Here is a 21,227-nt window from a genome sequence, read left to right as displayed (position 1 = left end):
CCCTAGTGAGGCCGGGGGCCATCATCGCACCCGCAGGAGCTGTGGAGGAGACATCGGTGGCACTGCGCCTGGGACCGCGCGAATTCGGTGACGACGAGCTGGTGATCATGGCGATCGTGAACCGGACGCCGGACTCGTTCTTCGACAAGGGCGCGACGTTCGCCGACGAGGCCGCGTTCGCCGCGGCCGACCGCGCCGTGGCCGAGGGCGCGGCGATCCTGGACATCGGCGGGGTGAAGGCCGGCCCCGGCGACGAGGTCACGGTCGAGGAGGAGCTGCGGCGCACCGTCCCCTTCGTGGCCGAGCTGCGCAAGCGCCACCCCGACGCGGTGATCAGCGTGGACACCTGGCGGCACGAGGTCGGCGAGGCGGTCTGCGAGGTCGGCGCGGACCTGCTGAACGACGCCTGGGGCGGGGTGGACCCGAAGCTCGCCGAGGTGGCCGCCCGGTACGACGTCGGGCTGGTGTGCACCCACGCGGGCGGCGCCGAGCCGCGCACCCGGCCGCACCGGATCGGGTACGAGGACGTGATGGCGGACATCCTGCGGGTGACCGTCGGGCTGGCCGAGCGGGCGGTGGGGCTGGGCGTCCGCCGGGACGCGGTGATCATCGACCCGGGGCACGACTTCGGCAAGAACACCCGGCACTCGCTGGAGGCCACCCGGCGGCTGCCGGAGATGGCCGCGACCGGCTTCCCGGTGCTGGTCTCGCTCTCCAACAAGGACTTCGTCGGCGAGACCCTGGACCGGCCGGTGAACGAGCGGCTGCTCGGCACCCTGGCCACCACGGCGGTCTCGGCCTGGCTGGGCGCCCAGGTCTACCGGGTGCACCAGGTCGCGGAGACCCGCCAGGTGCTGGACATGGTCGCCTCGATCCGGGGCACCCGCCCCCCGGCGGTCGCCCGCCGGGGGCTGGCCTAGGAGCCTCTCTTCGGCGCTCGGCTCGCCTCCGGGGCGCTCGGACCCGGCGCCGACGGTCGTCGCTCCAGCGCTCGTGCCTCGCTTGTCGCTCCTCTTCTTTGGCGCTCGGCTCGCCTCCGGGGCGCTCGGACCCGGTGCCGACGTTCGTCGCTCCGGCGCTCGTGCCTCGCTTGTCGCTCCTCGCTTTCGGCACCGGCGCGCCCCTTCGGCTCGCTCGCGCGGCTCGCTCGCGCTAGATCTCGTTGGCGGGCCGGCGGGCGTCGGCGAGGATCTTCATCACCTCGTCGATCTCGTCGGTGATGTGGAACAGCTCCAGGTCGTGCGGGGCCGCCTTGCCCTGCGCGACCAGGGTGGTCTTCAGCCACTCGTAGAGGCCGCCCCAGTAGGCGCTGCCGTAGAGGATCACCGGGAAGCGGGTGACCTTCTTCGTCTGCACCAGGGTCAGCGCCTCGAACAGCTCGTCCAGCGTGCCGAGCCCGCCGGGCAGGACCACGAAGCCCTGGGCGTACTTCACGAACATCGTCTTGCGGACGAAGAAGTAACGGAAGTTCAGCCCGAGGTCGACGTACTCGTTGAGGCCCTGCTCGAAGGGCAGCTCGATGCCGAGCCCGACGCTCAGCCCACCGCCCTCGGAGGCGCCGCGGTTGGCGGCCTCCATCGCACCCGGGCCGCCGCCGGTGATCACCGCGTAGCCGGCCTCGGCGAGGGCCCGGCCGATGGCCACTCCGGCCTCGTACTCGGGCGAGTCGGCCGGGGTCCGGGCCGAGCCGAAGACGCTGATCGCGGGCGGGAGTTCGGCGAGGGCGCCGAAGCCCTCGACGAACTCGGAGGTGATCCGCAGCACCCGCCAGGGGTCGGTGTGCAGCCAGTCGGTGGGACCGGTGGTGTCCAGCAGGCGCTGGTCCGTGGTGCTCGTGCCGACCTGGTCCCGGCGCACCAGCACCGGGCCCTTCTGCTTCTCGGGCCAGGCCTTCTTCTTCCGCGGCACGCCGACCTGCTCGGGGCCGTGTCCGTAGTGCTTGTCGTCTCCTGTGCCTGTCATGACGAAACCCTACGCCGACCTTCCCCCGTTTTCAGGCAACGGGGGAAGGTCGGTTGGGCAACCGGAAGATGGCCTTCAGCAGCTGATCGGATCGGTGGCCGAACAGGCCCGGTTCAGCTGGTCAGCCAGGCGCGCAGCCGGTCCTCGGTCTCGGCGATGGCGCTCAGCGAGCAGTGCTCGTCCCGCTTGTGCGCGTAGTTCGGGTCGCCGGGGCCGTAGTTGACCGCCGGGACACCGAGCGCGCTGAACCGGGCGACGTCGGTCCAGCCGAACTTGGCCCGGGCCTGACCGCCGGTGGCCGCCAGGAAGGCCTGGGCGGCGGGCTGGGAGAGGCCGGGCAGCGCGCCCGCGGCGAAGTCGGTCACGGTCAGCTCGAAGCCGTCGAAGACCTCGCGCACGTGCTTCTCCGCCTCGGCCTCGCTGCGGTCCGGCGCGTAGCGGAAGTTGATCGTGATCACGCACTCGTCCGGGATGACGTTGCCGGCCACGCCGCCGTCGATCCGCACCGCGTTGAGGCCCTCGCGGTACTCCAGGCCGTCGATCTCCACCCAGCGCGGCTGGTACTGCGCGAGCCGGGTGAGCACCTCGGCGGCGCGGTGGATGGCGTTGTCGCCGAGCCAGCTGCGGGCCGCGTGGGCGCGCACGCCGGAGAGCCGGATCTGCGCCCGCAGGGTGCCCTGGCAGCCGCCCTCGACCACGGCGCCACTGGGCTCCATCAGCACCGCGAAGTCGGCGGCCAGCCACTCCGGACGGTCCTTGGCGAGGTGGCCGAGGCCGTTGCGGTGGGCCTCCACCTCCTCGCAGTCGTAGAACACGTAGGTGAGGTCGCGGTTGGGCTCGGTCAGGGTGGCGGCCAGGCGCAGCGCGACGGCCACGCCGGACTTCATGTCCGAGGTGCCGCAGCCGTAGAGCAGGTCCCCCTCGACGTACGAGGGCAGGTTGTCGGCGATCGGCACGGTGTCCAGGTGGCCGGCCAGGACGACGCGCTCGCCGCGGCCGAGGGTGGTGCGGGCGACCACGTTGTTGCCGTACCGGTCCACGGTGAGGTGCGGGTAGCCGCGCAGGGCGGCCTCCACGGCGTCGGCGAGCGCCTGCTCGTCGCCGCTCACCGAGGGGAAGTCGACGAGCCGTGCGGTCAGCGTGCCGCCGTCGAGAGTGAGGTCCAGGGGCGTCGGGTTCGGGCTGCTCATGGCGTCAGCCTATCCGCGTGGATGTGCCGCCGGTGTGGTCGTTCCGTGACCCGCCCGGGACGCCCCGCCCGTGCCGAAAGGGAGGAGCGAGGAGGCCCGAGGAACGAGGGCATTGGAGCGCCGAGCGTCGGCACCGGGCCCGAGCGCCCCGGAGGCGAGCGGGCGAGTCCCCGCCCCGAGCCGAAGGGGCGCGCCGGTGCCGAAAGCGAGAAGCGAGGAGGCCCGAGGAACGAGGGCATTGGAGCGCCGACCGTCGGCACCGGACCCGAGCGCCCCGGAGGCGAGCGGGCGAGTAACCGCAACCGGGATGCGCCGCACATCCGTCCGAGTGGGTACGGTGTCGGATCAAGAAGGCGGGCGCGAGAGGGGCGAGGGTGGCCAGGAGAAGGCGCAGCAAGGAGCTGGGCGAGGAGCTGGGCGACGAAGTGGCGCCCCGCCGCCGCGGTCCGGTGCGCGCGCTGCTGCTCGTGCTGGTCGGGCTGCTCGGCCTGGCGTTGGTCGCGGGCCTGGCGGTGGTCGGGATCTGGTGGTTCGGGTTCCGGCCGGGCGTCTCCGAGGAGTGCTCGGTGAAGACCGCGGCCGGCAACGGCACGCTGGAGCTGCCGCAGGCCGCCAACGCGGCGACGATCGCCGCGGTGGCGCGGTCGCGCGGGCTGCCGGACCGGGCGACGGCGATCTCGCTGGCGACCGCCATGCAGGAGTCCAAGCTGCGCAACCTCGCGGGCGGTGACCGGGACTCGATCGGCCTGTTCCAGCAGCGGCCGTCGATGGGCTGGGGCACCCCGGCGCAGATCGCGGACCCGGTGTACGCGACCAACAAGTTCCTGGACGGCCTGGTCAAGGTGCCCGGCTACACCCGGATGCCGCTGACCGACGCGGCGCAGGCGGTGCAGAAGAGCGGCTACCCGCAGGCGTACGCCAAGCACGAGACCAAGGCGACCCTGCTGACCTCGGCGCTGGCCGGGCGCGAGCCGGCCTCCTTCACCTGCGTGGTGCACGACTACGCCAAGCCGGACCCGGCCGACTCGCCGTCGCCGACCGCGGGCGCCTCGGCCACCCCGGTCGCCCAGCCGGACCGCGCCCAGGTGCTGTCCGACCGGGTGCGCCGGGAGTTCGGCCGCACCGTCACACCGGCCACCGGCTACACCTCGACGATCAAGGGCGCCGAGAACGCGGTCTCGCTGACCCCGGACCCGGCGACCGCGGCGCTGACCTCCTCGGCGGACGCCGGCGGCGACGCCGGGGCGAGCGCGGAGCGGACCAGCGGCTGGGAGGTGGCCCACTGGGCGGTCGCGCAGGCCCAGCAGCTGGGGATCGCGACGGTCGCCTACGACGGGAAGATCTGGCGCAAGACCAAGTCCGAGGACGGCTGGCAGACCCAGAGCTCGGGGACGTCGACCAAGCTCGTTCAGGTCACCCTGGCCCCGTACGACAAGAGCTGACGCACAGACGTACGGGTTGCCGCCGGACGGGTGATTTCGGTCAACTCCGGTGGACCGACCGCCCGTTCCGGCGAACCCGGATGGAGAACCGTCACTTCCCTTGGCCGGGGCCGATCCGACGGGGTGCGGCGGGGTCCGGTGGACCCCGCCGCTGTGGTCATACGATCCGATGGTCGGTTTGGAACTTTCCTTGCCCCGGCCGAAACCTTCTGGCTTCTCAAGCGGTAACAACCTCGTCCGCCCGGTCCCGTCCAGGCCGGTCGTCCACCCGGCGGACGGGACGGACCCAGACCCCTTCGAGGAGCCCCATGTCTCACCCCCTCACGCGCCGGATCGCCCAGGCCGCGCTCGTCGTGGCCGCCGGAGCGACCCCGCTGGTCGCGGCCGGCTCCGCGTCCGCCCTGGGCGGGGACGCCCTGCTTCCCAAGAGCGACCTCGCGGCGCCGCTGGGCCAGCTGACCAACACCGACACCGGTTCCACCCTGCAGCACACCACCCACCAGCTCGGCCAGGCGGCCGGCACCACCGGCGCGGCCACCGTCGCCGCGGGCGTGCCGGCCTCCGCCGACGCCGCCGGCAACATCGTCGCCCACCAGCTCCCCGAGGCGAACGAGAAGGCCGGCTCGCTGACCGCCCCGGTCGACCAGACCGCCGCCACCACCGGCCAGCTCTCCGCCCTCACCCCGAAGGTCGCCTCGACGCTGGCCGGCAAGCTCGGCGAGGCCGTCACCGGCAAGGGCATGGGCACCCGCAGCGCCAACGCCGGCACCAGCCCGGTCGGCGGGCTCGGCCAGGCGGGCGCCGTCGCCCAGGCCCTGCCCGGCGCCGACAAGCTCTCCAGCGCCGTCCCCGGCACCAACGCCGTCACCGACGCGCTGCCGCTCGGCTCGGTGGAGCGCGCGCTGCCGGTCGGCACGGTCGAGCACGCCCTGCCCGGCGGCCTGCCCGGCACCGACGTCCTGGGCCTCGCGGAGCACGGCTCGGCCAACCGCCTCGGCGGCGCCGACCTCGGCCCGCACAACCCGCTCTCCGGCCTGACCGGCGCGCTCGGCCCGGTGGGCGGCCTGCTGGGCGGCGTCAACGGCGGCAGCATCAGCGGCCTGCCGCTGTAGTCCGCGGTGGTTCCCGGCATTCCCCGGTAGCCCCCGGTCGTCCGCACAGGCCGAAGGGGCCGGTGTTCCCGCTCGGAACACCGGCCCCTTCGACGTGTCGTCAGCGCGCCGCGTTCAGCCGCTCGACGGCCGCGGCGACCCGCTCGTCGGTCGCGGTGAAGGCGACCCGGACGAAGCGCTCGCCGGCCGGGCCGTAGAAGTCGCCGGGCGCCACCAGGATGCCCAGAGCGGCCAGTTCGGCCACGGTCTCCCAGCACGGGCGGTCCTGGGTCGCCCACAGGTAGAGGCTCGCCTCGGAGTGCTCGACGCGGAAGCCGTACGCCTCCAGCGCCGCCCGCAGCGCCGAGCGCCGGGCCGCGTACCGCTCCCGCTGCTCGGCCACGTGGGCGTCGTCCGCCAGTGCCGCGATCGTCGCCGCCTGGACCGGCGCCGGCACGATCATGCCGCCGTGCTTGCGCACCTCCAGCAGCTCCTTGACCACCACCGGGTCGCCCGCCACGAAGGAGGCGCGGTAGCCGGCCAGGTTGGAGCGCTTGGAGAGGGAGTGGACGGCCAGCAGGCCCTCGTGCTGCGTTCCATCGGCAGGGCCACCACAGACGTCCGGGTGCAGGACGGAGACCGGGTCGGCCTCCCAGCCCAGCTCCAGGTAGCACTCGTCGCTGACCAGCAGCGCCCGGTGCTCCCGGGCCCACTCGACGGCGCGGCGCAGCTCGTCCGCGCCGAGCACCCGGCCGGTCGGGTTGGACGGCGAGTTCACCCAGAGCAGGCGCACCCGGGAGCCGTCCAGCTCGTCCACCGAGTCGTACTCGACCGGCTCGGCGCCGCACAGCCGGGCGCCGACCTCGTAGGTCGGGTAGGCCAGCCGCGGGTAGGCGACCTGGTCGCCCGGTCCGAGGCCGAGCTGGGTCGGCAGCCAGGCCACCAGCTCCTTGGAGCCGACGGTCGGCAGGACGGCCTGCGGGCCGATCTCGGCGCCGCAGCGGCGGTGCAGCCAGCCGGCGATCGCCTCGCGCAGCTCCAGGGGGCCCCAGACGGTCGGGTAGCCGGGCGTGTCGGTGTGGGCGGCCAGCGCCTTCTGGATCACCTCGGGGACCGGGTCGACGGGGGTGCCGACGGAGAAGTCGCAGAGGCCGCCCGGGTGGGCGAGGGCGGTGGCCTTGTAGGGCTCCAGCTTGTCCCAGGGGAAGACGGGCAGCCGGTCGGAAACGCGGCGCGCCGCCCCCGGGTGGCCCGGGAACGGCGCGCGCGTGCTGTTCGTGCTCACAGCTCAGTAGCCACCGATCGTCAGTGGTCGGCGTTCTGCGGCGGCAGAGCGGCGATGAACGGGTGGTCCCGCTCGATCAGGCCGAGCTTCGAGGCGCCACCGGGCGAGCCCAGGTCGTCGAAGAACTCGACGTTCGCCTTGTAGTAGTCCTTCCACTCCTCCGGAGTGTCGTCCTCGTAGAAGATCGCCTCGACCGGGCAGACCGGCTCACAAGCGCCACAGTCGACACACTCATCCGGGTGGATGTAGAGGGAACGGCTGCCCTCGTAAATGCAGTCAACCGGGCACTCTTCGATGCACGCCTTGTCCTTCACGTCGACACAAGGCTGCGCGATGACGTAGGTCACGCTGTCGTTCCTCCTCGGAAGGGCCCTGGTGGCCCGTTCTGTTCTGCTCGCGTGCGCGGTGAGCGCGGCGTCGTCGATGCCCGCCCCTAGTATCGCGGGTCGGAGACCGCAAATGCACAGGAGGTGGCCGGATCATGACTCGGGACCCGCTGGACAGCCGCCCGGAAGTCCGGATAGATCGCTCTGACGTGGGACGACGCGTGTCCGTGCGACGGGTGTCCGAGTTCGTGGACGACCGTCCGGTGTTCCGCGATGTGATCGGGGTGCTCACATCGTGGGACGATCATGGGCTCACCGTAACACCGCGCTCGGGCGAGCCGGTCTCCTTCCCGGAGAAACTGCTGGTCGCGGGCAAGACCGTCCCGCTGTTCCCGGCCCGGCGCGTACCGCAGCCGGCCGCCACTCCGGTCGAGCTGCAGCGGATCGCCGGGCGCGGCTGGCCCGGGGTCGAGCAGGAGGCGCTCGGCGAATGGACCCTGCGGGCCGCGTCCGGGTTCACCCAGCGGGCCAACTCCGTCCAGGCGCTCGGCGAGCCGGGGCTGCCGCTGCCGGACGCGCTGGCCGCCGTCCGGGACTGGTACGCGGCACGCGGCCTGCCCGCGCTGGTCGAGGTGGTCGCTCCCGGGACGACGGACGAACTGCGGGCGCTGCTGGGCCCGCTGCGCTCGCCGACCCTGGTGCGCACGGCCCCGCTGGCCGGGGTGGCCCGGGCCGGCGCCGGGCACGACCGGGTCCGGCTCTCGCGGACCGCGGACGCGGACTGGATGTCGCTGTACGGGCGGCTGAGCGAGGACCCGGCGGTGCGGGAGGCGGCCCGGCGGGTGCTGCACGGCGGCCCGTCGGTCTGGTTCGCCACCGTGCCGGGCGCCCCCGGGCAGCCGCCGCTGGCGATCGGACGCTGCGTCATCGACGGGCCCTGGGCCTGCCTCGGCGCGATCGAGGTCCAGCCGTACGCCCGGCGGGCCGGGCTGGCGACGGCGGTCATGGCGGCGCTCGCCGCCCGGGCGGCCGAGGAGGGGGCGAGCGGCGCGTACCTGCAGGTCGAGGCCGGGAACGGCGGTGCGATCGCGCTCTATGACGGACTCGGCTTCACGACCAGTCACACTTACCACTACGCACCCCTGCCCCAGGGGTAGCCGACCGACCGTTACGTCCCCGTTTGTCCGCTTGTCCGTCCGTCGCACGAAGGCCGTCGTCGTCACCGTGACCGAGCAGAGCAGAGACCGCTTCCGGACCGCCGCCCGCGCCGAGCAGCCCGACCCGGTGCTGCTCTGCCTGCTCGCCGCCGCCGAGCACGCCCCGGTCCTCGACCCGGGCGACGTCGGCGAGCCGCCCGGCGTCGACGCCCTGCTCGCCGCCTGCGAGGCCGCGCTGGACCGGCACGCGGCCGCCGTACGGCTCGCCGTCGCCGAGCGCTCGCCCTCCGGGCCGGAGGAGACCGCCGCCCTGCTCGCCGCCGTCCTCGGCGGGCGGGAGCGGTTCCACGGGCGGATGTCCGACTACCGGCGGCTGGAGTCCTCGCTGCTGCCGGACGTACTGCGGCGCCGGCGCGGACTGCCGATCATGCTCTCGCTGGTGTGGACGGCGGTCGGACGGCGGGCCGGGCTCACCGTCCACGGCATCGGGCTGCCCGGCCACTTCATCGTCGCGGTCGGCGGCCCGGCCGGCGGCGAGGACTACGTGCTCGCCGACCCCTTCCACGGCGGCCGGCTGCTCGACCCGGCCGACGTCGAACAGCTGGTCGCCGCCGCCGGGCACGAGTTCACCCCCGACCTGCTCACCCCCGCCCAGCCGCTGGACATCGTGCTGCGGGTGCTCGGCAACATCCGGGCCTGGGCCGCCGACCGGCCCGAGCACGCCCGCACCCAGCTGTGGGCCACCGAGCTCGCCCTGCTGCTCCCCCGGCACCCGGCCCAGCTCCGGCTGGAACGGGCCGAACTCCTGGTGCGAATGGGGGACTTCCTCGGCGGCTCGGCGGAGATGGACGCCTACGCGCAGATCCTGGACGCCTTCGACCCGGACACCGCCGCCAAGGTCCGCCAGGAGGCCCGGGCGGCCCGGCACCGGCTCAACTGATCGTCCGCGGGGTTACAGCCAGCCCTTCTCCCGGGCGATCCGGACCGCCTCGGTGCGGTTGCGGGCCTCGGTCTTCTGGATCGCCATCGACAGGTAGTTGCGGACCGTCCCCTCCGACAGGTGCAGCCGCTTGGCGATGTCCGCGTTCACCGCACCGTCGGCGGCCGCCCCCAGCACGTCCCGCTCGCGCGCGGTCAGCGGGTTGGCGCCCTCGGCCAGCGCGGCCGCCGCCAGCGCCGGGTCGATCACCCGCTCGCCGCGCAGCACCCGGCGGATCGCCTCGGCGAGTTCGGACGCGGGCGCGTCCTTCACCAGGAAGGCGTCCGCGCCGTACTCCATCGCCCGGCGCAGATAGCCGGGGCGGCCGAAGGTCGTCGCGATCACCACCTTCGTCCGCGGCGCCCTGCGGTGCAGTTCGGCGGCCGCCTCGATGCCCGTCATGCCCGGCATCTCGATGTCCAGCACGGCGACCTGCACGTCGTTCGCCAGCACCGCCTCCACCACCTCGTCCCCGCGGCCCACCTGCGCGACGACGTCGATGTCCCCCTCCAGCCCGAGCAGCGCCGCCAGCGCCTCGCGGACCATGCCCTGGTCCTCGGCGAGCAGCACGCGGATCGAGGGGCTGTTCTCTGTGTTACCCATGGTCACGACCATAGAGGGAGGCTTGAGCCTCCTGTAGGGGGAGACGCCAAGGTGGACCGCATGGACGGCAACGACGCGCTCCACTCGATCGGACTCGACGCCAACCCCGAGTTCGTCGCGATGATGCGCTCGGCGATGCCCGAACTCCCCGACGAGCCACGGCCGGAGCAGGTCGAGGCCGGGGTCGAGCTGGGCGAACTCGTCCAGGACCGGGAGCCGACGACCCGCGCGCCGAGCGTTACCGGCAGCTTCTGACCGTCATCAGCGGCCGGCCCGTCCCGGAGAGCCTGCGCGAGGTATTCGAGTGGTAACCCGAAGCCCTGCGCACCAGACTGGCCGGATGCTGACCCTGGAGCTCCTCCGCCCCGACCACGCCGACGCCCTGCTCGCCTTCGAACGCGCCAACCGCGCCTGGTTCGCCCGCACCATCCCCGACCGAGGCGACGCCTACTTCGCCGAATTCCCGACCCGCCACGCCGCGCTCCTCACCGAACAGGCCGAGGGCACCTGCCGGTTCCACGTCATCCTCGATCCGAGCGGCTCCCTCATCGGCCGCATCAACCTGGTCGACATCACGGCGGGATCCGCCGAACTCGGCTACCGCGTCGCCGAATCCGCCGCCGGCCGAGGCCTCGCCAAGGCCGCCGTCGCCGAGATCTGCCGCCTCGCCACCCACACCTACGGCCTTCGGTCCCTGACCGCCGCCACCACCCTGGACAACCCCGCCTCCCAAGCCGTCCTCACCCACAACGGGTTCGCGGTCGTCGAGGAGTTCCTCCTCGACGACCGCCCCGCTCTCTCCTACCGCCGCAGCCTGGCCGCCCTCCGTCCCACGGAGTAGGAAGTCGGCCCGGCTGACTTCCCACACCGCACCGGGCGGTTACTCGTATCAGCGGGACCGAGTGCGTCGAAACCACGCCCTACCAGGGGCTACAGCCAGCGCTGGGCGGCCTCGACGCTGTCGGCGCCGCTGGTGTTGAAGGCGACGGCGGCCTGTGGGGCGTGACGGCGGACGAGGTTGACGACGAGTTCGAAGAAGGGCAGCGCCGGTTCGGGCTTGCGGATGCCGCCGCCGATGACGACGACGTCCCAGTCCCGGTCGGCGAGGGCGGCGGTGATCGCGGGCTCGGCGGTCTCGTCGGGGGCGACCAGGGTCATCGCCGCGTCGAGGCCGTGCTCGGCGAAGCGGGCGAGTTCGGCGTCGAGGACGGTCCGCATGCCGTCGCCGTCCATGCCGGGGACGGCGTGCGGGTCGAAGCCGAGGATGAGAACGGTGGACATGCCCGACAGGACGATCGGTCCAGACGGCCGGGTTCCCGCAGGAGCGCCTTCCGGCTAGCGGACCTTGGAGGGCTCGGAAGGCTCGGAGGGCTCGGCCGTCGTCCGCAGCGGCACCGAGGCCCGCAACCGGAAGCCTTTGCCGCGCTCCCCCGGCCCGGTCTCCAGCCGCCCGCCGACCAGTGCGAGGCGCTCCTCCAGTCCCGAGAGTCCGTTGCCCGGCTGGGACTTGCCCGGCCCGCGCCCGTCGTCGGCGATCTCCAGGACGGCGTAGCGCTCGCCGCTCGCCTCCCAGCTCTCGTCCGCCGTCACCGTGCACACGGTGGCGCCCTCGCCGTGCCGGACGATGTTGGTGACGGCCTCGCGCAGCGCCCAGGCCAGCGCGCCGGCCTCCTCGTTGGCCAGCGACGGCCAGGCGTCCACCAGCTCCGGCGCGGCCTCCAGCCGCACCTGCGCGGCGGACAGGGCGGTCCGGGCGGCGGCGAGCTCGACCGGCAGGGTCGGGCGGCGGAAGCCGGTCACCGCCTCGCGCACGTCGATCAGCGACTGCCGGGCGACCTGCTCGATGTCGGCGACCTGCGTCCGCGCCGCCTCGTCCTTGCCGGCGTCCATGAACCGTCCGGCCAGCTCGCTCTTCAGGGTGATCAGCGAGAGCGAGTGCCCGAGCAGGTCGTGCAGGTCGCGGGCGAGCCGCAGCCGCTCCTCGGAGGCGGCCAGGTGGGCGACGGCCGCGCGGGCCTCGCGCAGTTCCTGCATGGTGGCGACCAGCCGCTGCAGGCCGGTCATCGCGACGCCGGAGAGGAAGGCGCTGAGGGCGAAGGTGGAGGTGTTGTCGTTCCCGGCGTGGATCAGCAGGCCGGTCACGGCGGTGAGCGCGGCCATGCCCGCGAGCCCGCGCAGCGCGTAGCGCGCCGGCGCGATGATCGCCAGGCACACGGCCGCGTAGATGAACAGGGTCAGGAACGCGCCGCCGAGGACGAAGGAGGCGGCGACCGCGAGCACGGTCATGGTCGCGACGATCACCCGGCAGAGCCGTGGCTTCATCCCCGCCTGCGAGCGGAAGATCACCAGCAGGACGTAGGCGGCCACGAACCCCGCCAGGCAGCACCAGCCGAACACCTGGCCGGCCGCGCTGTGGTCCCCGTTCAGCAGGTTGCCCGCCGGGTAGGCCAGGTAGAGCATCCACAGCAGCATCCAGGCGACCTTGACCAGCAGCTGCCGCCGGGTCTCCACCGGGGAGCCGGGGACGTTCATGAACGACGCACGCGCCAGGCCCACCTGCATGTGGTCGTCGGTGCGGCGGGTCCGGCGCGTGTCACTCATGTCGATCATCATGCCTGGCGGGTGTCGCGGCGGTACAGGGCCGCCGCCGCGGCCACGAAGACCGCGAGGAAGCCGGCCAGCCCGGCCACCGCGGCCAGGTCCAGGGAGTGCCCCGGCTGGGTGAAGGTGGCCAGCTGGTTGTACAGGTGCACCGGGTTGATCCGGGCGTACGTCTCCAGGGTGCCCGTCAGCGGGAACCAGGTGCCACCGAACAACGACATCACCATGTAGGTGATCATCACGATGGTCTGCACCGAGTCCGGCGCCGCCGCGTAGCCGAGCGCGACCCCGAGCGCGGCGAAGACGAAGCTGCCCAGCCACAGCGCGGCCGTCAGCCCGAGCCACTGCGCCGCGCTCAGCGAGACGCCCTGGCTGGCGCCGACCGCGAAGACCACCAGGATCGCCGGCAGCGTGGTCACCGAGCTCGCGGCGATCTTGGCCAGGGTGTACGCCCGGCCGGGCAGCGCGGTCAGCCGCAGCTGGCGCACCCAGCCGCTCTTGCGCTCCAGCGAGATCCGCTGCGCGCTGCCGGTCAGCACCGCGCCGACCGAGCCGAAGGTGGCCATCGAGACCATGAAGTACGTCTTCACGGGCAGGCCGCCGGCCAGCTTGTCGGTGCCGTAGGCGTGGATGAAGAAGAAGTACATCAGCGCCGGGTAGGCGACGCTGAACATCAGGTAGCGCCGGTTGCGCAGGGTCCGCAGGATCTCCAGCTTGATCAGGGTGGTCATCGCACGTTCTCCTTCGCGGCCTCGTCCAGTTCGCCGGTGATGGTCAGGAAGGCCTGCTCCAGGCCCAGCCCGGCGACCTCCAGCCCGCGCGGGTACAGCCCGGAGCGGTAGAGCGCGGCGACGCTCGCGTCGGCGTCCGCCGTCCGGATCCGGACCGTCCGCACCCCCGGGGCCCGGGCGGTGACCTCCAGCGACTGCACGCCGGGCAGCGTGCGCAGCATCCCCTCGTCGAAGAACTGCCCATCCGCGTCGTGGAGTTCGAAGGAGACCCGGCGGGCTCCGGCCCGCGCCTTGATCTCCGCGGAGCTGCCGTCCGCGATCAGCCGGCCCCGGTGCAGCACGAGCACCCGGTCGGCGATCGAGTCGGCCTCCTCCAGGTAGTGGGTGGCGAACAGCACCGTGCGCCCGGCGTCGACCTGGGCCCGCATACTCGCCCAGAACGCCTGCCGGACGCTGACGTCCATGCCGGTGGTGGGCTCGTCCAGCACGATCAGGTCGTTGTCGCCGGCGATGGCCAGGGCGAAGCGCACCCGCTGCTCCTGGCCACCGGACAGCTTGTCGACCCGCCGCTCCGCCAGCTCGGTGATCCCGGCGTCGGCCAGCACCCCCGTGACCGACCGACCGCGCGGGTGCACGTCGCAGGCGAGCTGGACCAGCTCGCGGACCTTGACGTCGGCCATCAGCCCGCCGCTCTGCAGCATCGCGCCGACCCGGCCGGCCTCGATGGCGGAGCGCGGCGTGCCGCCGAACAGGGTGACGCTGCCCTGGTCGGGCTCGCGCAGGCCGAGGAGCAGGTCCAGGCTGGTGGACTTGCCGGCGCCGTTCGGGCCGAGCAGGGCGACGGTCTCGCCCGGCCTCAGCACGAGGTCCAGCCCGTCCACCGCGCGCACCCGCCCGTAGTTCTTCCCCACGCCGCGGAAGGCGGCCACTTCGGCAACCATCGCTCCGTTCCTCTCCCCTGTCGGTGATGCGTCCGGTGCTGTTCGCACCACCTCAGAGTCCCGCGCGGGCGGGTGCCGGCGGCAGTGCCGGCCGTCGTGGCTTCCGCATGACGGATGTCATGCCGGCGGCCGGTACCCCCGTCACAGGAGTACCGGCCGCCGAAGGGGCTGGTCAGATCCCCAGCGCGCGCTTCACGAAGTCGACCTGGAGCAGCAGCAGGTTCTCCGCGACCTCCTCCTGCGGGGTCATGTGGGTGACACCTGACAGCGGCAGCACGGTGTGCGGGCGGCCGGCGGCCAGCAGCGCCGAGGAGAGCCGCAGGGTGTGGGCGGCCACCACGTTGTCGTCCGCGAGACCGTGGATGATCATCAGCGGCCGCTCCAGGCCGGCCGCGTAGCCGTTCAGCGAGTTCGCCTCGTACACGTCGGGCCGCTCGGCCGGGTGGCCCAGGTAGCGCTCGGTGTAGTGGGTGTCGTACAGCTCCCAGTCGGTGACCGGCGCCCCGGCGACCGCCGCGTGGAACACGTCCGGGCGGCGCAGCACGGCGAGCGCGGAGAGGTAGCCGCCGTACGACCAGCCGCGGATGGCGACCCGGTCGAGGTCGAGCGGGAACTCCCCGGCGAGCGCCTGGAGCGCGTCCACCTGGTCGTCCAGGGTGGCCCCGACGAAGTCGAAGGCGATGGACTTCTCCCAGGCCGGACCGCGCCCGGGGGTGCCGCGGCCGTCGGCGACGACCACCGCGAAGCCCTGGTCGGCGAACCACTGCGAGTTGAGGTGCGGGTTGTGGGCCTGGACGACGCGCTGGCCGTGCGGGCCGCCGTACGGGTCCATCAGGACGGGCAGCAGGCCGTCGCGCTCGCGGTCGTAGCCGGTGGGCAGGAAGACGGCGGCCGGGATGCGGCGCTCGCCGGCGAAGCGGAAGACCGGGCGGGCGGTGATGACCGGGGTCTCGGCATGGGAGGCGATGACGGCGACGTCGTCGACCACCACGCCCTCCGGCAGGTCGCGGGCGACCTGCACCAGGGAACCCGGCAGGTCGGGCTCGGCGGTGGCCCGGACGGTGATGCCGCCGGCGTGCACCGCGCTGGTGACGGAGGTGAACGGACGGCCGTTGGAAGACTCCCAGGCGAGCCGCTTGCCGTCGTGGCTGATCCGGCCGACGGCGATCCAGCCGGGCTCGGGGTCGGTCTCCTCGGCGCCGCCGGAGGCGGTGAAGAACACCTCCTCCTCGGTCACGGTGACGACGGACCTGACGTGCAGGTCGGCCCCGGTGACGGCCTGGTCGCCGACCACCAGCGCGCGCACTCCTCCCTCGTCGGAGATCCGGACCAGCTTGCCGTCCGGGGTCCAGGCCGGGACGCCCGGGAAGGCCTCCAGCCAGGCCTCGTCGCGCTCCTCGAACAGCACGTCGGTGGCGCCGGTGGCCACGTCCACGCCGAGGATCCGCTGCGCGCGCTGGTCCCGGGACTCGACCAGCAGCAGCGGCACCCCGCCCTTGGACCAGTGCACCCGGGCCAGGTACGGGAAGGCCTCGCGGTCCCAGGACACCTCGGTGCGCCCGCCGTGCAGGTCGAGCACCCAGAGGCCGACCTCGGCGTTGGCGGTGCCGGCCGCGGGGTAGGCGACCTCGGCGGGCTCGCGGTCCGGGTTGGCCGGGTCGGCGATCCACCAGCGGCGCACCGGGCTGTCGTCGGCGCGCTCGACCAGCAACAGGTCGCTCTCCGGGGACCACCAGAAGCCGCGGTCGCGGTCCATCTCCTCCTGCGCGATGAACTCGGCCTGGCCCCAGGTGACGTTGGGGCCGTCCGGCTCGGCGAGCGCCCGGTCGCCACTGCCGTCGGTACGGGTCAGCCGCAGCTCGCCGGTGGTGTTGGCGTAGGCGACGTGCGCGCCGTCCGGGGAGAGCCGCGGGTCCAGCAGCGGGCCCCGGGCGGGCAGTTCGGCGGTGGCGCCGGTGGCCAGGTCGGCGGTGAACAGCCGGCCGGACAGGGCGAAGGCGGCGAGCTTCCCGTCCGCGTCCAGGGCGTAGCCGACGACGCCGGCCGAGCCCTCGCGGCTGCGCTCGCGGCGGGCCTTCTCGGCCGGCGAGAGGTCCTCCTCACCGCCGCCGAGCAGGACGGCCGGGTCGGCGGCGATCCGCTCCTCGCCGGTGGCGGTGTCGAGGGTCCAGAGCAGGTTGGCCCGGTCGCTGCCGGAGCGCGAGCGCAGGAAGACGACCCGCGAGCCGTCCGGTGCGACGGAGAAGGAGCGGGGCGCGCCGACGGTGTAGCGCAGGGTCCGCGCGTACTGCCGGGGGAAGGTGTCCGCAGGGGTGTGGGAGGTCATGGCACCAGACCCTACGACGGCGGACTCCCACGGCCGGGTGACTGGTGATCACTCGTTCGGAGCATCGTCGCGAAGTACGCCCTAAAGGGGTCCAAACCGCCTCCGACCGGCCCATGCGCCGCACGAGCGCCCCGATGCCCCGGCGCGCGTGGACTCACTGAATGTAATGCTCCCCTTACCTATCGGGTATGACTGGTCAGGCGAGTGGCCGTCGGGTCCGTCCCGGCCCCGGTCACCCGACCCCGATTCCCGTACGGTCCCACCGCCGGCCCTCCCCAGGGGTCGGCGCCCGAGAAGGGGTATGAGCCGACATGGCCATGAACATCTCCGCAGTCGCGCTGACGCTGACGATCGTGGTGGTGCTGGTCCGCCGCTCCGACCTGAAGCCGGCGCATGCCGTCGTCTGCGCGCTGCTCGGCTTCTACCTGGCCTCCAGCTCGATCGCCCCGTCGATCAGCCAGGTCACCACCAACCTCGCCGGGATGCTCAACGGCCTGAAGCTCTGACCCGCGGCCGCGGTCGTTAGGCTTCCTCCCATGACCGCGACTACCGGCCGCAGCCTCCTCCTGGTGCACGCCCACCCCGACGACGAGTCGATCGGCAACGGCGCCACCATGGCCCGGTACGCCGCCGAGGGCGTCCGGGTGACGCTGGTGACCTGCACCCTCGGCGAGGGCGGCGAGGTGATCCCGCCCGAGCTGGCCCATCTGACGGCCGATCGGGACGGCACCCTCGGCGCGTACCGGATCGGCGAGCTGACCGAGGCGATGCGCGCCCTGGGCGTCACCGACTTCCGCTTCCTCGGCGGCCCGGGGCGCTACCGCGACTCCGGGATGATGGGCGTGCCCGACAACGACGTCCCCGGCTGCTTCTGGCGGGCCGACGTGGACGAGGCGGCCGGCCACCTGGTCGCGGTGATCCGCGAGGTGCGGCCGCAGGTGCTGGTCACCTACGACGAGAACGGCGGCTACGGGCACCCGGACCACATCCAGGCGCACCGGGTCGCGATGCGCGCGTACGAGCTGGCCGCCGACCCGGCGCACCGCCCGGAGCTGGGCGGTGCCTGGCGGATCGCCAAGGTGTACTGGAACCGGATGCCCCGCTCGGTGATCGAGGCCGGGCTCGCCGAAACCGCCGCCAAGGCGCCGTTCCCGGGCGTCGCCCAGCCCGCCGACGTGCCCGGGGTGGTGGCCGACGAGGCCGTCACCACCGCGCTGGACGGCGCAGGGTACGCGGGGCGCAAGGCCGCCGCGATGGCCGCGCACGCCACCCAGATCACCGTGGACGGCGCCTTCTTCGCGCTCTCCAACGACCTCGGCCAGCCGCTGTTCGCCACCGAGTACTACCAGCTGGTGCGCGGCCAGGCCGGGCCGGAGCGGCCCGAGCGCGACCTGTTCGCGGGCCTGGGCCACGACACCGAGACCGAGACCGCCACCGAGGGGAGCGTCCGATGACCGCGCCCGCCACGCCGCCGCGCCGCTCGCTCGCAGCGGCCGTCCTCGGCACCCAGAAGGAACGGCTGGCCGAGCCTCAACCCCCGCGCGCCGTCCGGATCGCGGTGTATGTCCTGTTCTTCCTCCTGGGCATCGCGGTGTCGGTCTGCGGATCCTTTGTGCAGGCCCTGTGGCCGCCGGTGGGGGTTCTGCTGGCGCTCGCCGCGAGCGTCGCGACCTTCTACGCCGGTCTGCGGATCACCGGCACCCGGCTCGGCGCCGCGATGCCCGCGGCCGGCTGGTTCCTGGCGATGCTGCTGATGATGGTGCCCCGGCCGGAGGGCGACAACGTGCTGTGGTCCAACGCCACCTCGCTGGCCTGGCTGTTCGCCGGATCGGTCCTGGGCGTGATCTGCGCCACCCTGCCCACCCGTGGCAGCTGGTTCCCGGGGGTGCCCAACCCCCCGCGCTGATCCCGCCCGCGCGCGGCGTACGGCACCGCGCACGACGCGCAGTCAGGACCACACGGCCGTACTCTCATACCGGAGGAACCGGACGTATCAGGATCTGTCCGAAGCCGTTCACCGCTCAGTTCTTCCCAGTATGGTGGTCCCGCAGTACGTCGAACCCGACCGTCGGTCGCAGAGACAGGCCCAGGGCCCGGCGACCACGAACCGCGGTCGCGCCGCACGGCCCGCCCGCGAACCCGGAGCAGAGCAGCATTGAGCAGCCGCGAATCTGACAACGCCAACCCGACGCCCCGGCGCACGGGTCCGGACGCCTACCCGTCGGGCACGCCGCCCTACGGCACACCGGGATTCCCCGGCGGCGACCGGGCCGCGGCCGGTGCCGACCAGGGCGCCGCGTCGGGCGGCGAGGACGACGGCCCGAAGACCGAGACCACCCTGACCACCCGGGTGCGGATCAACATCCCGGGCTCGCGCCCGATCCCGCCGGTCGTCGTCCGCAGCACCGTCAAGAACGAGGACGGCCCGGGCGAGCCGGCCCCGGCCGCCGCCGAGCCGGGCAGCCCGCGGCACCGCTCCGCGCCCGCCTCGCCCGTCCTCGGCGTGATGGAAGGCGGTGGCCGCGCGGCCACCCCGCCGCACCTGCCGCCGGAGTGGCAGATCCCGCCGATCCCGCCGGCGACCTCCGAGTCCGAGTCCACCGGCGCGTGGTTCCGGCCGCGGCAGAAGAAGGCCCCGGCCGCCGAGCCCGCCCCGGCCGCCGTGCCGGCCGGTGCCCCGAGCGCGCCGGAGGCCCCGGCCAGGGCCGGCACCGCCGCCGAGGCCGGTCCGCAGGGCGCCCCGAACGGCGCCCGCCCGGCCCCGGCCGCCGCTGCGGCCCGCCCGAACGGCCGCCCGGTGCCCGCCCCGGGCAAGTCGCCGAACCAGGCCCCCGCGCCCACCGCGCCGTTCGGCGCCGAGGAGCCCGGGGTGTACGAGGCCGCCGAGCCCTTCGCCCCCGTCACCGACCCGTTCGCCCCGGTCGCCGACCCGTTCGGCCCGACCGGCTCCGAGGCCGGTCCGCGCGGCCCGCGCGGCGGCCGCCCCCAGCAGCAGGCCCAGCAGCCGAACGGTGGCCGGCCGAAGCGGCGGCAGCAGAACGGCCCGCAGGGCGCGCCGGGCCTGAACGGCCGTCCGCAGGGCCCGGCCCCCGCCGAGCCCGGCCCGGAGGACACCTCCGTGGACGGCTTCGCGCCGATCCGCGAGAACACCCCGCCGCCGGCCGCCATACCCGGCCTGCCCCAGAACGGCGCCCCGCGCGGCGCCGACGGCCGTCCGCAGCCGGGCCTGTTCGCCTCGGCCCCGACCGGCGCCGACCCGTTCGCCACCCAGCGTCCGGCCGCCCCCGGCCAGGACCCCTTCGGTCCCCCGGCGGCCCCCGGCGGGCTGTTCCCGGGCGCGCCGCAGCCCGCCCCCGGCGGCTCCCCGCAGGCCGGCCGCGACCCGGAGGCCACCGAGTTCACCCCGCTGCCGACCCCGGCCCCCGGCCCGGGCCCGGAGGCGGCCCGGCCCGCTCCGGGCGGTCCCGACGGACCGGTTCCGACCGGTTCCGCCGCGCAGCCCGCCCCCGCACCGAACCCCGCCCCGGCTCCGGCCAAGACCGAGCCGGCCGCCCCCGCCAAGGGCAAGGACAAGGGCAAGGGCAAGGGAGGCGGCGCCAAGAAGCTGGTCAAGCTCGGCGTCTACGCCGTCGGCGGCGTGCTCTTCCTCGGCGCCGCCGCGTACGGCACCGGCCTGATGCTCAACCAGTCGGACGTCCCCAAGGGCACCGTGGTGCTCGGCACCGACATCGGCGGCAACAGCCGTGACCAGGCGATCCACGCCCTGGACGAGTCGGTCGGCAAGGCCGGGCAGCAGCCGCTCAAGCTGAAGATCGGTGACCAGAGCGTCGACCTCGACCCGACCGTCGCCGGACTGAGCTTCGACACCACGGCCACCGTGGACGGCCTCGCCGCGCACAGCTACAACCCGGTCGACGTCATCAAGTCGCTCAAGGGCGGCACCAAGGCGGTCGCGCCGGAGGTCCGGGTCGACCGGGCCAAGCTCAAGGCGGCGCTGGACTCGCTGGCGGCCGGCTCGGGCCAGGGCCTGCAGGAGGGCTACGTCAAGTTCGGAGACAACGGCGACCCGGTCGTGGTGCCCGGCAAGGCCGGCCAGGCGGTGGACTCCAACGCCGCCCTGGACGTGGTCGAGCAGGCCTACCGCGACCGCGCCGCCGGCAAGCCGGACCAGCCGATCGCGCTGGCCGTCACGGCCGCCCAGCCCAAGGTCTCCACCCAGGCCCTGCAGGCCGCGGCCGACGGTCTCGGCAAGCAGGTCGCCAACGGCAAGATCCATGTCCTGGCCGGCGCCAAGTCCTGGGAATTCGGCGCCAAGACCGCCGCCAAGGCGCTCACGCTCGTCCCGGACGCCTCCGGCAAGATCGTGCCCAAGTGGGACCTCGACGCGCTGAGCTCGCAGCTGAACGGCGTGTTCGACAAGGTGAAGGTCAAGAAGAACGGCCAGACCGGCACGATCACCCCACAGGACGTCGCGGACGCCGTCACCTCGCTGTTCGACAAGACCGGCGACAAGGACCGCACCTTCAAGTTCACCGTCGCCTGACGGACCGGACACGAACGAGGGGCGGGACCGCCTGCCGCAGTACCGGCAGG

Annotated in this window: 21 protein-coding genes; 11 read left to right on the top strand and 10 right to left on the bottom strand. The window is 73.8% G+C overall.

What is annotated here, in order from left to right; all coding sequences use genetic code 11:
* The first annotated feature begins 107 nt into the window (after positions 1-107).
* Positions 108-920, top strand: coding sequence for a dihydropteroate synthase (gene folP, locus ACFVWU_RS28985; RefSeq protein ID WP_387626461.1), 813 nt, complete (start codon positions 108-110; stop codon positions 918-920).
* Between the two features lie 232 nt (positions 921-1,152).
* Here the strand turns inward: folP and ACFVWU_RS28980 are convergent, their stop codons facing one another.
* Positions 1,153-1,962 (bottom strand): TIGR00730 family Rossman fold protein, encoded by an 810-nt coding sequence (locus ACFVWU_RS28980; RefSeq protein ID WP_387626413.1) that lies wholly within the window; start codon positions 1,960-1,962, stop codon positions 1,153-1,155.
* A 113-nt stretch (positions 1,963-2,075) separates the two neighbouring features.
* Positions 2,076-3,152, bottom strand: a complete 1,077-nt coding sequence (dapE, locus tag ACFVWU_RS28975; protein ID WP_387626411.1) for a succinyl-diaminopimelate desuccinylase — start codon at positions 3,150-3,152, stop codon at positions 2,076-2,078.
* Between the two features lie 374 nt (positions 3,153-3,526).
* On the opposite strand from dapE, the gene ACFVWU_RS28970 reads away from it, so the two are divergent.
* Together ACFVWU_RS28970 and ACFVWU_RS28965 are read left to right on the top strand one after the other, a co-directional pair.
* A complete protein-coding gene (locus ACFVWU_RS28970; RefSeq protein WP_387626409.1) occupies positions 3,527-4,594 on the top strand; it encodes a hypothetical protein in 1,068 nt (355 codons plus the stop codon).
* A 308-nt stretch (positions 4,595-4,902) separates the two neighbouring features.
* On the top strand, positions 4,903-5,706 hold the full coding sequence (locus tag ACFVWU_RS28965) for a hypothetical protein (RefSeq protein WP_387626407.1): 804 nt from the start codon (positions 4,903-4,905) through the stop codon (positions 5,704-5,706).
* A 100-nt stretch (positions 5,707-5,806) separates the two neighbouring features.
* On the opposite strand, the gene dapC is transcribed toward ACFVWU_RS28965, so the two are convergent.
* Positions 5,807-6,970, bottom strand: a complete 1,164-nt coding sequence (dapC, locus tag ACFVWU_RS28960) for a succinyldiaminopimelate transaminase (RefSeq protein WP_387626405.1) — start codon at positions 6,968-6,970, stop codon at positions 5,807-5,809.
* Between the two features lie 20 nt (positions 6,971-6,990).
* Positions 6,991-7,317 (bottom strand): ferredoxin, encoded by a 327-nt coding sequence (gene fdxA / locus ACFVWU_RS28955; RefSeq protein WP_350511846.1) that lies wholly within the window; start codon positions 7,315-7,317, stop codon positions 6,991-6,993.
* A 215-nt stretch (positions 7,318-7,532) separates the two neighbouring features.
* Here fdxA and ACFVWU_RS28950 point away from each other — a divergent pair, with 215 nt between their 5' ends.
* Positions 7,533-8,453 carry a GNAT family N-acetyltransferase gene (locus ACFVWU_RS28950; protein ID WP_387626402.1) on the top strand — a complete coding sequence of 307 codons (921 nt, stop codon included), beginning with the start codon at positions 7,533-7,535 and terminating at the stop codon, positions 8,451-8,453.
* Positions 8,454-8,520: 67 nt separating this feature from the next.
* On the top strand, positions 8,521-9,393 hold the full coding sequence (locus tag ACFVWU_RS28945; RefSeq protein ID WP_387626459.1) for a transglutaminase family protein: 873 nt from the start codon (positions 8,521-8,523) through the stop codon (positions 9,391-9,393).
* 12 nt (positions 9,394-9,405) lie between these two features.
* Here the strand turns inward: ACFVWU_RS28945 and ACFVWU_RS28940 are convergent, their stop codons facing one another.
* Positions 9,406-10,035 carry a response regulator transcription factor gene (locus ACFVWU_RS28940; protein ID WP_387626400.1) on the bottom strand — a complete coding sequence of 210 codons (630 nt, stop codon included), beginning with the start codon at positions 10,033-10,035 and terminating at the stop codon, positions 9,406-9,408.
* 60 nt (positions 10,036-10,095) lie between these two features.
* On the opposite strand from ACFVWU_RS28940, the gene ACFVWU_RS28935 reads away from it, so the two are divergent.
* Together ACFVWU_RS28935 and ACFVWU_RS28930 are read left to right on the top strand one after the other, a co-directional pair.
* The gene (locus tag ACFVWU_RS28935; protein WP_387626398.1) at positions 10,096-10,290 is read left to right on the top strand and encodes a hypothetical protein; all 195 of its coding nucleotides are present in this window, start codon (positions 10,096-10,098) and stop codon (positions 10,288-10,290) included.
* 85 nt (positions 10,291-10,375) lie between these two features.
* The gene (locus tag ACFVWU_RS28930; protein ID WP_387626397.1) at positions 10,376-10,876 is read left to right on the top strand and encodes a GNAT family N-acetyltransferase; all 501 of its coding nucleotides are present in this window, start codon (positions 10,376-10,378) and stop codon (positions 10,874-10,876) included.
* 89 nt (positions 10,877-10,965) lie between these two features.
* Here the strand turns inward: ACFVWU_RS28930 and ACFVWU_RS28925 are convergent, their stop codons facing one another.
* From ACFVWU_RS28925 to ACFVWU_RS28905, 5 genes are all read right to left on the bottom strand, one after another.
* Positions 10,966-11,316: a hypothetical protein gene (locus ACFVWU_RS28925; protein WP_387626395.1), complete on the bottom strand. Its 351-nt coding sequence runs from the start codon at positions 11,314-11,316 to the stop codon at positions 10,966-10,968.
* A gap of 54 nt (positions 11,317-11,370) precedes the next feature.
* Positions 11,371-12,636: a sensor histidine kinase gene (locus ACFVWU_RS28920; RefSeq protein WP_387626394.1), complete on the bottom strand. Its 1,266-nt coding sequence runs from the start codon at positions 12,634-12,636 to the stop codon at positions 11,371-11,373.
* A gap of 8 nt (positions 12,637-12,644) precedes the next feature.
* Complete coding sequence (locus tag ACFVWU_RS28915; protein WP_380614337.1) at positions 12,645-13,367, bottom strand: ABC transporter permease; 723 nt, start codon at positions 13,365-13,367, stop codon at positions 12,645-12,647.
* Positions 13,364-14,308: an ABC transporter ATP-binding protein gene (locus tag ACFVWU_RS28910; protein WP_387626392.1), complete on the bottom strand. Its 945-nt coding sequence runs from the start codon at positions 14,306-14,308 to the stop codon at positions 13,364-13,366. The genes ACFVWU_RS28915 and ACFVWU_RS28910 overlap by 4 nt, the downstream gene beginning before the upstream one ends.
* Positions 14,309-14,480: 172 nt before the next feature.
* Positions 14,481-16,634 (bottom strand): prolyl oligopeptidase family serine peptidase, encoded by a 2,154-nt coding sequence (locus ACFVWU_RS28905; protein WP_387626390.1) that lies wholly within the window; start codon positions 16,632-16,634, stop codon positions 14,481-14,483.
* Between the two features lie 311 nt (positions 16,635-16,945).
* Between ACFVWU_RS28905 and ACFVWU_RS28900 the strand changes: the two genes are divergently transcribed.
* The 4 genes from ACFVWU_RS28900 (at position 16,946) to ACFVWU_RS28885 (ending at position 21,177) form a co-directional block, all read left to right on the top strand.
* The gene (locus tag ACFVWU_RS28900) at positions 16,946-17,140 is read left to right on the top strand and encodes a DUF2304 domain-containing protein (protein WP_387626388.1); all 195 of its coding nucleotides are present in this window, start codon (positions 16,946-16,948) and stop codon (positions 17,138-17,140) included.
* A gap of 30 nt (positions 17,141-17,170) precedes the next feature.
* Positions 17,171-18,088, top strand: coding sequence for an N-acetyl-1-D-myo-inositol-2-amino-2-deoxy-alpha-D-glucopyranoside deacetylase (gene mshB, locus ACFVWU_RS28895; RefSeq protein ID WP_387626386.1), 918 nt, complete (start codon positions 17,171-17,173; stop codon positions 18,086-18,088).
* A complete protein-coding gene (locus ACFVWU_RS28890) occupies positions 18,085-18,540 on the top strand; it encodes a DUF6113 family protein (RefSeq protein WP_387626384.1) in 456 nt (151 codons plus the stop codon). The genes mshB and ACFVWU_RS28890 overlap by 4 nt, the downstream gene beginning before the upstream one ends.
* A 249-nt stretch (positions 18,541-18,789) precedes the next feature.
* Positions 18,790-21,177, top strand: a complete 2,388-nt coding sequence (locus ACFVWU_RS28885; protein WP_387626382.1) for a peptidoglycan binding domain-containing protein — start codon at positions 18,790-18,792, stop codon at positions 21,175-21,177.
* Positions 21,178-21,227: the final 50 nt, after the last annotated feature.

The sequence above is a fragment of the Kitasatospora sp. NPDC058190 genome (assembly GCF_042883685.1).
Taxonomy (GTDB): domain Bacteria; phylum Actinomycetota; class Actinomycetes; order Streptomycetales; family Streptomycetaceae; genus Kitasatospora.
This window is presented reverse-complemented; position numbering and strand designations above follow the sequence as displayed.